Here is a 12,063-nt window from a genome sequence, read left to right on the forward strand (position 1 = left end):
GGCGCACGCGACGGGTGTGCCTTGTGTGTCATGTGTGCCCGGTACGGCAGGTGCGGCAAGTGTCTTATGGGGCGCACTTGTTCGGCGGGTGCGAAGCCGACGGGCCGGGCCGCCGGGAAGTCCCGGTGGCCCGGCCCTCTGCGGCTCTGCGGGGCTACGCCTTGCGCAGGCGGAAGGCCAGCGACAGCCCCTCGTCGGTGAACGGCTTCCCGTAGGAGCCGTCCGCCTCGCCCTGGGCGAAGTCCGTGGCCAGGACCTCGTCTGCGATCAGGGCCGTGTGCTCGGTCAGCGCCGCGATGACCGCCGGGTCCGTGGCGGTCCAGCGCAGCGCGATCCGGTCGGCCACGTCGAGGCCGCTGTTCTTGCGGGCCTCCTGGATCAGCCGGATCGCGTCACGGGCGAGGCCGGCCTGGCGCAGCTCCTCCGTGATCTCCAGGTCCAGCGCCACGGTCGCGCCCGAGTCCGAGGCCACCGACCAGCCCTCGCGCGGGGTCTCCGTGATGATCACCTCGTCCGGGGCCAGGGTGACCGTTTCGCCGTCGATTTCCACGGACGCCGTGCCCGCACGCAGGGCCAGCGACAGCGCCGCCGCGTCGGCGTCTGCGATGGCCTTGGCGACGTCCTGGACACGCTTGCCGAACCGCTTGCCCAGCGCGCGGAAGTTCGCCTTGGCCGTCGTGTCGACGAGGGAGCCGCCCACCTCCGAGAGGGAGGCCAGGGAGCTGACGTTCAACTCGTCGGTGATCTGCGCGTGCAACTCGGGGTGGAGGGACTCGAAGCCCGCGACCGCGACCAGCGCCCGGGACAGCGGTTGCCGGGTCTTGACGCCCGACTCCGCGCGCGTGGCGCGGCCCAGCTCCACCAGTCGGCGGACCAGGACCATCTGCCGCGACAGCTCCGGGTCGATCGCGGACAGCGTCGCCTCGGGCCAGGACGCCAGGTGCACCGACTCGGGCGCGCCCGGGGTGACCGGCACGATCAGGTCCTGCCAGACGCGCTCCGTGATGAACGGGGTCAGCGGGGCCATCAGCTTCGTCACTGTCTCGACGACCTCGTGCAGGGTGCGCAGCGCGGCCTTGTCGCCCTGCCAGAAGCGGCGGCGCGAGCGACGCACGTACCAGTTCGAGAGGTCGTCGACGAACGCGGACAGCAGCTTGCCGGCGCGCTGGGTGTCGTACGCCTCCAGGGACTGGGTCACCTGGTCGGAGAGCGCGTGCAGTTCGGACAGCAGCCAGCGGTCAAGCAGCGGGCGGTCCGCCGGGGCCGGGTCGGCCGCGGACGGGGCCCACTGCGACGTGCGCGCGTACAGGGCCTGGAACGCGACCGTATTCCAGTACGTGAGAAGCGTCTTGCGGACGACCTCCTGGATGGTGCCGTGCCCCACGCGGCGGGCCGCCCACGGTGAGCCGCCGGCCGCCATGAACCAGCGCACCGCGTCCGCGCCGTGCCGGTCCATCAGCGGGATCGGCTGCAGGATGTTGCCCAGGTGCTTGGACATCTTGCGGCCGTCCTCGGCGAGGATGTGGCCGAGGCAGACGACGTTCTCGTACGACGACCGGTCGAAGACCAGTGTGCCGACCGCCATCAGCGTGTAGAACCAGCCACGGGTCTGGTCGATGGCCTCGGAGATGAACTGTGCCGGGTACCGGCTCTCGAACAGCTCCTTGTTCTTGTACGGGTAACCCCACTGCGCGAACGGCATCGAGCCCGAGTCGTACCAGGCGTCGATGACCTCCGGCACACGCGTGGCCGGTTTGGCGCACTCGGGGCAGGCGAAGGTGACCGCGTCGATGAACGGCCGGTGCGGGTCGAGGCCGGACTGGTCGGCGCCGGTCAGCTCGGTGAGTTCGGCGCGGGAGCCCACGCAGGTGAGGTGGTCGTCCTCGCAGCGCCAGATGGGCAGCGGGGTGCCCCAGTAGCGGTTGCGGGACAGGGCCCAGTCGATGTTGTTGTTCAGCCAGTCCCCGTAGCGGCCGTGCTTGACCGTCTCCGGGAACCAGTTGGTCTTCTCGTTCTCCTCAAGGAGCCGGTCCTTGACCGCCGTGGTGCGGATGTACCAGGACGGCTGCGCGTAGTAGAGCAGCGCCGTGTGGCAGCGCCAGCAGTGCGGGTAGCTGTGCTCGTACGGCACGTGCCGGAAGAGCAGGCCGCGCGTGGCGAGGTCCTCGGTGAGCTTCTCGTCGGCCTTCTTGAAGAAGACGCCGCCGACCAGCGGGACGTCCGCCTCGAAGGTGCCGTCCGGGCGGACCGGGTTCACGACCGGCAGGCCGTAGGCGCGGCAGACCTTGAGGTCGTCCTCACCGAAGGCGGGGGACTGGTGGACCAGGCCCGTACCGTCCTCCGTCGTGACGTACTCGGCGTTGACCACGTAGTGGGCCGGCTCGGGGAACTCCACCAGCTCGAACGGGCGTTGGTACGTCCAACGCTCCAACTCGGCGCCGGTGAAGGTCTGGCCGGTGGTCTCCCAGCCCTCGCCGAGCGCCTTGGCGACCAGCGGCTCGGCGACGACCAGCCGCTCCTTGCCGTCGGTCGCGACGGCATAGGTGACCTCGGGGTGCGCGGCGACCGCCGTGTTGGACACCAGGGTCCAGGGGGTGGTCGTCCACACCAGGAGCGCGGCCTCGCCCGCGAGCGGACCGGAGGTGAGGGGGAAGCGGACGTAGACGGACGGGTCGACGACCGTCTCGTAGCCCTGCGCCAGCTCGTGGTCCGACAGGCCCGTGCCGCACCGCGGGCACCAGGGGGCGACGCGGTGGTCCTGGACCAGCAGGCCCTTGCCGAAGATCTCCTTCAGTGACCACCAGACCGACTCGATGTACTCGGGGTCCATCGTGACGTAGGCGTCGTCCAGGTCGACCCAGTAGCCCATGCGGGTCGTCAGGTCGGAGAAGGCGTCGGTGTGCCGCAGGACGGAGGCGCGGCACTTGGCGTTGAACTCGGCGATGCCGTACGCCTCGATGTCCTGCTTGCCGGAGAAGCCCAGCTCCTTCTCGACCGCCAGCTCCACCGGCAGGCCGTGGCAGTCCCAGCCCGCCTTGCGGCCCACGTGGTAGCCGCGCATGGTGCGGAAGCGGGGGAAGACGTCCTTGAAGACGCGGGCCTCGATGTGGTGGGCGCCGGGCATGCCGTTGGCGGTCGGCGGGCCCTCGTAGAACACCCACTCGGGGCGGCCCTCGGACTGCTCCAGGCTCTTGGCGAAGATCTTCTGCTCGCGCCAGAAATCGAGCACTCCGTGCTCAAGCGCGGGCAGGTCGACCTGGGCGGGCACCTGGCGGTACGTCGGCGCTGTCATCTGCGGGCTTCCTCCAACGGAACGTGCTGCCTTCCGTCGGAGGGACGAGAGCCTTCTGGCCTGTCGACGCCGTGTGCGGCGCGCTCCCGCGGTACCACCCTCCTTGGCCCCCCGGTGCGTCGCATGCGCCGGTGAGCCCCCTCATTGGGGTCGCGATGCCGGTTCTACTCGCCGCGGCGGGTCCTCCACGGCTTTCTTCCGGCGGCTCCGGGGTGATCTTCACGTCGTGCTCGCCCCCGGGCTCCCACCGTCCCCGGGTCGCTCTGGGCTGCGTACGCCGCTACTCGTCCCCATCCACGCTTTTCGCTCCGCCCAGTGTACGGCGCCCCGGGGACAGCGGCCGACCCGAATTCCGGCACCGGTGGCGGGGGACCTCCGCAGGTGGTGAGATGACCCGAATGGAGAGGTACGGGTGTTCGTATCCTGGGATGCCCGGCTCGGCGGATTACCCGGCGGGCGGCTGGGCACAACGCATGAGGGCTTGCCGCGCGGGGGGCGCGGGGTGGGCCGATCGGGTGGCGTGCCCCGTTGCCGCGGGACTCAAGTCGATTTATCGTCCCAGCACGATTCGCGAGCAAGGTCACACTATGTGAAGGGGCCGCGGCCATGGTGGCGAAGAAGACCGCCGTACAGCAGTCGGCATCGGGCAGGCCCCGGGCCGCCGCCGCGGGTGCCTCCGGCGGCCCGGCCAAGGGCGCGGGAGGCAAGAAGAGCACGCAGGGACCGGCCGCGAAGAAGCCGCCCGCGTCGAAGCGGGCGCCTTCGAAGCAGGCGCCCGATGCCCCGGTGGCGACGGGCCCGGTCGAGGAGACCGCCGGGACTGTGCCTCCTGGGAAGGCCGCCGCGCGGAAGAAGACGGCCAGGAAGACGGCCGCGAAGGCAGCCGAGGTGACGGTCAAGACGACGGCCAGAAAGTCGGCCAAGAAGACGGCCAGGAAGACGGCCGAGGGGCCGGCCGTGAAGAAGACGGCCCAGAAGAGGGCTGCCCAGAAGAAGACGGTCGCCAAGAAGACGGCGGTCACGGGGGCGGCGGCCGCCGAGCGGACGGTGGCGCAGGAGGGCGGCTCCCCGAAAGGCGCCGCCAAGGGCGCGGGCAAGAAGAGCACGGCCAAGAAGGCGGGCGCGGCGCAGGCCGCGAAGCAGACGGGAGCCACGACGGTGGTTGCGAAGAAGACTCCTGGCACGGCCGCGGCGGCCAAGTCCGCCGTCCCCAAGGCACGGGTCGCCGCGGCGGCGGAACCCGGCGAGCTCGCGGTCCGCCCGGGCGAGGACCCCTGGACGTCGGAGGAGGTCGAGGAGGCCCGCGCGGAACTGCTGTCCGAGGTGGAGCGGCTGCGCACCGAGATCAGCTCCTCCGAGGCCGCGCTCGCGGGCCTGATGCGGGACTCCGGGGACGGCGCGGGCGACGACCAGGCGGACACCGGCACCAAGAACATCACGCGCGAGCACGAGATGGCGCTGGCCGCCAACGCGCGCGAGATGGTCGTCCAGACCGAGCGCGCCCTGCGACAGCTGGGCACGGGCACGTACGGCCTGTGCGAGAACTGCGGCCGTCCCATCGGGAAGGCCCGGATGCGGGCCTTCCCGAGGGCCACCCTGTGCGTCGAGTGCAAGCAGAAGCAGGAACGCCGCTACTGAGCGCATGGGTCGTCCCGGGCGTGCCGTAGTCTCGTCCCCAGTCAGGTACCTAGGTTGAGGGACTCACGTGGCAGAGGCGGAGCGCATCATCGGTACGCCGGACACCCCGGACGACAGCGACGAGCGGACGGCCGGAGCGGACGAACAGGACATCCCGGCCGAGCGGCCCCGGGGCAGGCGTCGGATCGCCGTGCTCTTCGCGGTGGCCGTCTTCGCGTACGCCCTCGACCTGATCAGCAAGCTGGTCGTGGTCGCCAGGCTGGAGCACCATGCGCCGATCAAGGTCATCGGAGAGTGGCTGGAGTTCAACGCCATCCGCAACGCAGGCGCTGCCTTCGGCGTCGGCCAGGCGTTCACGATCATCTTCACCGTGATCGCGGCGTCCGTGATCGTGGTGATCATCCGCCTGGCCCGCAAGCTCTACAGCCTGCCCTGGGCGATCGCGCTCGGTCTGCTGCTCGGCGGCGCGCTCGGCAACCTGACCGACCGGATCTTCCGCTCGCCGGGCGTCTTCGAGGGCGAGGTCGTCGACTTCATCGCCCCCAAGGGCTTTGCGGTGTTCAACCTGGCCGACTCGGCGATCGTCTGCGGCGGCATCCTGATCGTGCTGCTGTCGTTCCGCGGCCTCGACCCGGACGGCACGGTACACCGGGACTGACCGGACATCGGGACTGACCGGACACCGGGACTGACCGGAGCGGCCCGATCCGGGCCCGGGGCCGCGGGACTCTCGTACGAGGCTGTCGGACCCGTCCGGCATACTCGACGGGTGAGCACGCTTCCCGAGATCCGTACCCTGCCCGTACCCGACGGCCTGGAGGGCGAGCGCGTCGACGCCGCCATTTCCCGCATGTTCGGCTTCTCCCGGACGAAGGCGGCGGAGCTGACCGCGGCGGGCAAGGTGCAGGTCGACGGCACGGTGGTCGGCAAGTCGGAGCGGGTGCGCGGCGGGGCCTGGCTGGAGGTCGAGATGCCGCAGGCGCCCGCCCCGGTGCAGGTGGTCGCCGAGCCGGTCGAGGGCATGGAGATCGTGCACGACGACGACGACGTCGTGGTGATCGTCAAGCCGGTCGGCGTCGCGGCCCACCCGTCGCCGGGCTGGAGCGGGCCGACGGTCATCGGCGGGCTCGCCGCCGCCGGCTACCGGATCTCCACCTCCGGCGCGGCCGAGCGCCAGGGCATCGTGCACCGCCTGGACGTCGGCACGTCGGGCCTGATGGTGGTCGCCAAGTCCGAGTACGCGTACACGTCGCTCAAGCGCCAGTTCAAGGAGCGCACGGTCGACAAGCGCTACCACACCCTGGTCCAGGGCCACCCGGACCCGACCAGCGGCACCATCGACGCCCCCATCGGCCGCCACCCCCACCACGACTACAAGTGGGCGGTCACCGCCGACGGGAAGCCTTCCGTCACGCACTACGACCTCATCGAGGCGTTCCGCGCCGCCTCCCTGCTCGACGTGAAGCTGGAGACCGGCCGTACCCATCAGATCCGGGTCCACATGGCCGCCCATCGCCACCCCTGCGTCGGCGACCTCACCTACGGCGCCGACCCCACGCTCGCCAAGCGGTTGCGCCTCGGCCGCCAGTGGCTGCACGCCGTGCGCCTCGGCTTCGAGCACCCGGGGGACGGCACATGGGCCGAGTTCACCAGCGACTACCCCGAGGATCTGCGGCAGGCGCTGGACCGGGTCCGCGAGGAGACCTACGCATGAGCGCGCCGTACATGGTGCGGATCGCCGAGGACCCGGCCGACCGCGAGGCATGCTTCGCGGTGCGCAAGGAGGTCTTCGTCGTCGAACAGCGCGTCCCGCAGGACATGGAGTACGACGCGTACGACGCCGTCGCCGTGCACGTGCTGGCGGTTCGCGAGGACGGGGAGCCGCTCGGCACCGGCCGACTGGTGTACGGCGCGCAGGCCGCCGAGAAGACCGGCGGCGACCCGTCGCTCGGCTCGCTGGGGCGGCTTGCGGTCCGGCGGGAGGCGCGCGGGCTCGGCGTCGGTGCGGCGCTGGTGCGGGCCATCGAGGAGGCGGCACACGCGCGTGGTCTCGCGGCGGTCGACCTGCACGCCCAGACGCACGCCCTCGGCTTCTACGAGCGGCTGGGCTACGCGCCGTACGGGCCGGAGTACCCGGAGGCGGGGATTCCGCACCGGGCGATGCGGCGCGCCCTGTAGCCGGGAAAGCCGGGCGGGCGCGGGCAAAGGGGGACATGGCAGGCTTGGGCACCGGTGCGTGATCGTCGACTCCCGGAGCGCTGGCCGTGGATCAGTTGGCCCTGTTGTTCGTGTTGCTGCTCGGGGCTCTGGTCAGCGTCCCGGTGGGGGACCGGCTCGGACTGCCGGCGCCGATCCTGGTGACCCTGCTCGGCATCGTCCTCGCGGTGCTCGACTTCGTGCCGAACGTGAGCATCCCGCCCGAGCTGATTCTGCCCGCGCTGCTGCCGCCACTGCTGTACGCGGCGGTACGACGCACGTCCTGGCGGCAGTTCGCGGCCAACAAGCGGCCGATCTTCCTGCTGGCCGTGGCCCTGGTGTTCGTCACGACTGTCTGCGTGGCGGTCGTGGCCAACGCGATCGTGCCCGGTCTGCCGATCGGCGCCGCGGTGGCGCTGGGCGCGCTGGTCGCCCCGCCCGACCCGATCGCCGCCACCGCCGTCGCCGGGCAACTGGGGCTGCCGCGCCGACTGGTGTCGATCCTGGAGGGCGAGGGGCTGTTCAACGACGTCACCGCGATCGTGCTGTACCACGTGGCGATCGCCGTCGTCGTCAGCGGCACCTTCTCGCCCTGGCGAGCCGGGCTCGACCTGGTGCTGTCCGCCGTGGTCGCCGTCGCCGTGGGACTCGTCCTGGGCTGGGGCGCGAACAAGCTGATGGACGTGCTCGGGGACGCGACGCTGCAGATCGGGCTGACCCTGCTCGTGCCGTACGTGGCGTATGTGCTCGCCGAGGAGTTGCACGGTTCCGGCGTGCTGGCCGTGCTCACCACCGCGCTGTTCATCTCCGAGTACGCCACCGACGCCGACGACGTGATGACCCGGCTCGCCGGGCACACCTTCTGGGACATCGTCGACACGCTGGTCACCGGGGTCGCGTTCGGACTGATCGGGCTCGAACTGCACAACGCGATCCGGACGGCCTCCGGACACTGGACCGAGATGCTCGGCTGGGCCGCCGCCGTGGTGGGCGTCGTGGTGTTCGTGCGGCTGCTGTGGCTGCTGCCCGCCACCTGGCTCACCAAACGGCTGCACGCCAAACGGGACTACGACGAGGACATCCCGATGAGCCTGCGCGAGACCGTCGTCATGTGGTGGTCGGGCATGCGCGGGGTGGCCTCGGTGGCCCTGGCGCTGGCCATTCCGCTGACGACCGCGGACGGGTCCCCGTTCCCCGACCGGGACGAGATCGTGTTCATCGCGTTCGGAGTGATCATGGCGACGCTGGTGCTCCAGGGACTCACCCTGCCGTGGCTGGTGAAGCGGCTCGGGGTGCGGGCCGACACGGAGCGGGAGAAGGAGTTCGAGAAGCAGCTGGCGGTGCGGGCGGCGCGGGCGGCGAAGCGGAGGCTGCGGGAGATCGAGGAGGTCGAGGACCTGTCGGAGGAGCTGTCCGAGCAGATGCTGCGGCGGGCCTTCGACATCGGGGTGCGGATCAGTCCCGACATCGGCGAGGACGAGCGCCGGGAGGCGCACGTGCAGCGGGTGCGGCGGGTGAAGCGGCTGCGGCGGATCCAGGGGGAACTGCTGAGCGCGGCGCGGCACGAGGTGCTGGCGGCACGGAGTGAGCCGGGGGCGGATCCGGAGATCGTGGACCGGGTGCTGCGGCATCTGGATGTGCGCAGCCTGCGGTGAGGCGTTGAACCGCTGGCCCGCCGGCCCGCTGATCCGGTGACCTGCTGATTCGGTGACCCCATCCGCTCGGCTGGCCGCGGGCCGGTGGTTGGTAGGGGGGCCGGTATGGGTGGTTGGTTATGGGGGCCGGTCCGAGGGCTTGATCCGGGTGGCCGGTCCGGGCGATCGGTCCGGGTGATCGGATCGGATGGTGGGCATGGAGGGCTGGCCCGGAGGGCTGTCATATGAACACACGGGGGCTGTGGATATCCGGAGGCCCGGGCGGCGCCCCGCTCGTACTCTCGGATCATGGCTCGCAACATTGTGATCAGTGGTGGTGGGACGGGGATCGGGCTCGCGGCGGCCCGGGTCTTCGCGGCGGACGGGGACCGGGTGCTGCTGCTCGGGCGGCGCGGCGGGGTCCTGGAGGAGGCGAGAGTGCCGGGGGCGCTGACGTACGCGGTCGACCTCGGCGACCCGGCGGGCGTGCGCGGCGTGGCGCGGCTGGTCGCCGAGGAACTCGGCACAGTGGACGTACTCGTGCACAGCGCCGGCGGCAGCGGGGGCCGGGAACCCGAGGGGCCCGCCGAGGATCCCCTCGACGCCGTCGCGCACACCTGGTCGGTCAACTTCCGGATCAACACCCTGACCGCCGTGCTCCTCACGGAGGCGCTCAAGGAGCGACTCGCCGAGCCCGGCGGGCGGGTGCTGTTCCTCAGCTCCATCGCCGCCTACCGCGGCTCGGGAACCGGGGCGTACGCGGCGGCGAAGGCGGCCCTGCACCCGTACGCCCACGATCTGGCCCGGCAGTTGGGCCCACGCGGCATCACCGTGAACGTGGTCGCGCCCGGCTATGTGGAGGACACCGAGTTCTTCGGGGAGACGATCGAGGAGGTGAGACGGGAGCGGTTGATCGCCGAGACGTCCACGGGCCGGGCCGGCACTCCGGGGGACGTCGCGGCCACCCTGCACTGGCTGGCCTCGCCGGGCGCCGGGCACATCACATCGCAGATCATCCAGGTCAACGGAGGTGCAGAGCGCGGCCACTGACCGACCCGGCGCGGCAGGCGGTCGACGGGCTCACCCGCGACCCGTCCTCGGCGGCTCGTGCGCCCGCCGCGCGGCCGGGCCGTCCTGGGACGGGACGCCGCCCGGCGGCGGCACCGCGTCCGCCGTGTTGACCCGGGGCAGCGCGTACGGGTGCTCCGTGCACAGCCAGCGGATCATCTGCTCGCGCACGGTGACCCGGACCGTCCACACGTCGTCCGCGTCCTTGGCGGTCACCAGAGCACGGACCTGGATGGTGTTCGGTGTCGCGTCGGTGACCGCGAGGTTGCCCGAGCGGCCGTCCCAGGCCGGGCACTCGCGCAGGATGTCGCGCAGTTTCTCCCGCATCGCCTCCAGCGGCGCCGAGTGGTCGAGGTGCCAGGAGACGATGCCGGTCATCTGCGGGGTGCCGCGCGACCAGTTCTCGAACGGTTTGGAGGTGAAGTACGACACGGGCATGGTGATCCGGCGCTCGTCCCAGGTCCGCACGGTCAGGAAAGTCAGCGTGATCTCCTCTACGGTGCCCCACTCGCCGTCCACGACCACCACGTCGCCGAGCCGCACCATGTCACCGAACGCGATCTGCAGCCCCGCGAACAGATTGGCCAGCGTGGACTGGGCGGCGACACCGGCGACGATGCCGAGGATGCCTGCCGAGGCCAGCAGGGATGCCCCGGCCGCGCGCATCGCCGGGAACGTCAGCAGCATCGCCGCCACGGCCATCACGCCGACCACGGCGGCCACCACACGCATGATCAGCGATACCTGCGTACGGACCCGGCGGACCCGCGCCGGATCGCGGTGCACGCGGGCGTAGCGGGAGTAGGAGGTCTCGACGATCGCCGCCGCGATCCGCACCACCAGCCAGGCCGCGGACCCGATCAGCACCAGGGTCAGCGTCCGGCCGACCGTGACCCGGTGGTCCGGCAACAGTCGCGCCTGCTCGTAGGAGCCTCTGAGCAGGGCCGCGCAGAGCACCAGCTGGTACGGGATCCGGCCGCGTCGCAGCAGCTCCCACAGCGGGGTCTCGTTGTGCCGCGCGTCGGCCTTGCGCAGCAGCAGGTCCGTGGCCCAGCCGATGAGCAGGGTCAGAACGACACAGCCACCGACCACGATCAGGGGGCGGAGCACGTTTTCCATGCCTGAGAAAGTAACCGGCCCCGGTGGCCGTGAACATGCGGATCGATGACGGCTCGGATCCGGCCGTGCGGCGTTGTTGTACCCGGCTGGCACGATGGCGGCATGAACATCATGCTCTTTCACTCGCCCTATGGCCTCAGACCGGCGGTGCGGGCCGCGGCCGACCGGTTGCGGGCCGCCGGGCACGAGGTGTGGACGCCGGACCTCTTCGCGGGACGCACGTTCGAGACGGTCGAGGAGGGCAGGGCCTGCAAGGACGAGATCGGCAAGAACGAACTGCTGAAGCGGGCCGTGCTGGCGGCGGCGCCCTACTCGGGCCGCGGGCTGGTGTACGCCGGGTTCTCGCTCGGCGCCTCCATCGCGCAGACCCTGGCCCTCGGCGACGAGAGGGCGCGCGGCCTGCTGCTTCTGCACGGCACGTCGGACCTCGCGCCGGGCGTCTCGGTGGACGACCTGCCGGTCCAGTTGCATGTGGCCGAGCCGGACCCGTTCGAGCCGGACGACTGGCTGAGCGCCTGGTATCTGCAGATGGGCAGGGCAGGGGCGGACGTCGAGGTCTACCGGTACGCCGGGGCCGGCCATCTGTACACGGACCCCGGACTGCCGGACTACGACGAGGAGGCGGCCGAGGCCACCTGGCGGGTGGCGCTCGGCTTCCTCGACGCTCTGTAGTCCGCGGCTACACCGGGTCGTAGATGCGCTCGACCTTCCGCGTGCCGCTGCGGGTGCGGTACGAACGCGCATGGGACGAGGTCGCGTTCACGGCGGTGCGGTCGGACAGGACGTAGCGGTCCATCTGCGCGCGGACCGCGGTGAGGTCCGGCACGCCGTAGCCGTGGCGGTCGGTGTCGACCCGACGGACGTTCCGGCCGACCGCGCGGATGCCCGGCACGGTGATCGCCGAGACGGCGCCCTCGGTGTGGTTCTCGGCGCCGCCGGACCAGGCGTCGTCGGCGAACTCATGGTCGTCCCAGATCGTGATGACCGGCGCCTGCCGGTGCAGGGCCCGCAGTTCGGGGTCGGTCTCGTACGCGCCGTGCCGGGCGCGGTGGTCGGCGGGAGAGCGGGCGAACGTGGGAAGTTCGCCCGCTCTTCGTCCGGGGCCGGATCCGGCTG

The 12,063-nt window shown here is 71.4% G+C and carries 9 protein-coding genes and 1 pseudogene; 7 read left to right on the top strand and 3 right to left on the bottom strand.

Features of this window, described 5'->3' with window-relative positions; translation table 11 throughout:
- Positions 1–154 precede the first annotated feature (154 nt).
- Positions 155–3,292, bottom strand: coding sequence for an isoleucine--tRNA ligase (ileS, locus tag ACWEKM_RS11575; protein ID WP_451620967.1), 3,138 nt, complete (start codon positions 3,290–3,292; stop codon positions 155–157).
- 606 nt (positions 3,293–3,898) lie between these two features.
- On the opposite strand from ileS, the gene ACWEKM_RS11580 reads away from it, so the two are divergent.
- From ACWEKM_RS11580 to ACWEKM_RS11605, 6 genes are all read left to right on the top strand, one after another.
- A complete protein-coding gene (locus tag ACWEKM_RS11580; protein WP_451620968.1) occupies positions 3,899–4,930 on the top strand; it encodes a TraR/DksA C4-type zinc finger protein in 1,032 nt (343 codons plus the stop codon).
- Positions 4,931–4,997: 67 nt separating this feature from the next.
- A complete protein-coding gene (gene lspA / locus ACWEKM_RS11585; protein WP_451620969.1) occupies positions 4,998–5,588 on the top strand; it encodes a signal peptidase II in 591 nt (196 codons plus the stop codon).
- A gap of 111 nt (positions 5,589–5,699) precedes the next feature.
- The gene (locus tag ACWEKM_RS11590; protein WP_451620970.1) at positions 5,700–6,644 is read left to right on the top strand and encodes an RluA family pseudouridine synthase; all 945 of its coding nucleotides are present in this window, start codon (positions 5,700–5,702) and stop codon (positions 6,642–6,644) included.
- Positions 6,641–7,108: a GNAT family N-acetyltransferase gene (locus tag ACWEKM_RS11595; protein WP_451620971.1), complete on the top strand. Its 468-nt coding sequence runs from the start codon at positions 6,641–6,643 to the stop codon at positions 7,106–7,108. The genes ACWEKM_RS11590 and ACWEKM_RS11595 overlap by 4 nt, the downstream gene beginning before the upstream one ends.
- An 86-nt stretch (positions 7,109–7,194) precedes the next feature.
- Complete coding sequence (locus ACWEKM_RS11600) at positions 7,195–8,781, top strand: Na+/H+ antiporter (RefSeq protein ID WP_451620972.1); 1,587 nt, start codon at positions 7,195–7,197, stop codon at positions 8,779–8,781.
- Positions 8,782–9,069: 288 nt separating this feature from the next.
- The gene (locus ACWEKM_RS11605) at positions 9,070–9,810 is read left to right on the top strand and encodes an SDR family NAD(P)-dependent oxidoreductase (protein ID WP_451620973.1); all 741 of its coding nucleotides are present in this window, start codon (positions 9,070–9,072) and stop codon (positions 9,808–9,810) included.
- A gap of 30 nt (positions 9,811–9,840) precedes the next feature.
- Here ACWEKM_RS11605 and ACWEKM_RS11610 read toward each other — a convergent pair whose 3' ends face one another.
- Positions 9,841–10,947: a mechanosensitive ion channel family protein gene (locus ACWEKM_RS11610; protein WP_451620974.1), complete on the bottom strand. Its 1,107-nt coding sequence runs from the start codon at positions 10,945–10,947 to the stop codon at positions 9,841–9,843.
- A gap of 102 nt (positions 10,948–11,049) precedes the next feature.
- Here ACWEKM_RS11610 and ACWEKM_RS11615 point away from each other — a divergent pair, with 102 nt between their 5' ends.
- On the top strand, positions 11,050–11,619 hold the full coding sequence (locus ACWEKM_RS11615) for a dienelactone hydrolase family protein (protein WP_451620975.1): 570 nt from the start codon (positions 11,050–11,052) through the stop codon (positions 11,617–11,619).
- A 7-nt stretch (positions 11,620–11,626) separates the two neighbouring features.
- On the opposite strand, the pseudogene ACWEKM_RS11620 reads toward ACWEKM_RS11615, so the two are convergent.
- A pseudogene (locus ACWEKM_RS11620) lies at positions 11,627–12,049 on the bottom strand (alkaline phosphatase D family protein); the annotation flags it as partial.
- Between the last annotated feature and the right edge of the window lie 14 nt (positions 12,050–12,063).

Source organism: Streptomyces sp. NPDC004752 (assembly GCF_053601275.1).

Excerpts from the sequence above, each read along its gene's own strand:
- ileS (WP_451620967.1), bottom strand. The coding sequence starts at position 3,292 with ATGACAGCGCCGACGTACCGCCAGGTGCCCGCCCAGGTCGACCTGCCC.
- ACWEKM_RS11580 (WP_451620968.1), top strand. The coding sequence starts at position 3,899 with ATGGTGGCGAAGAAGACCGCCGTACAGCAGTCGGCATCGGGCAGGCCC.
- ACWEKM_RS11595 (WP_451620971.1), top strand. The coding sequence starts at position 6,641 with ATGAGCGCGCCGTACATGGTGCGGATCGCCGAGGACCCGGCCGACCGC.
- ACWEKM_RS11605 (WP_451620973.1), top strand. The coding sequence starts at position 9,070 with ATGGCTCGCAACATTGTGATCAGTGGTGGTGGGACGGGGATCGGGCTC.
- ACWEKM_RS11610 (WP_451620974.1), bottom strand. The coding sequence starts at position 10,947 with ATGGAAAACGTGCTCCGCCCCCTGATCGTGGTCGGTGGCTGTGTCGTT.
- ACWEKM_RS11615 (WP_451620975.1), top strand. The coding sequence starts at position 11,050 with ATGAACATCATGCTCTTTCACTCGCCCTATGGCCTCAGACCGGCGGTG.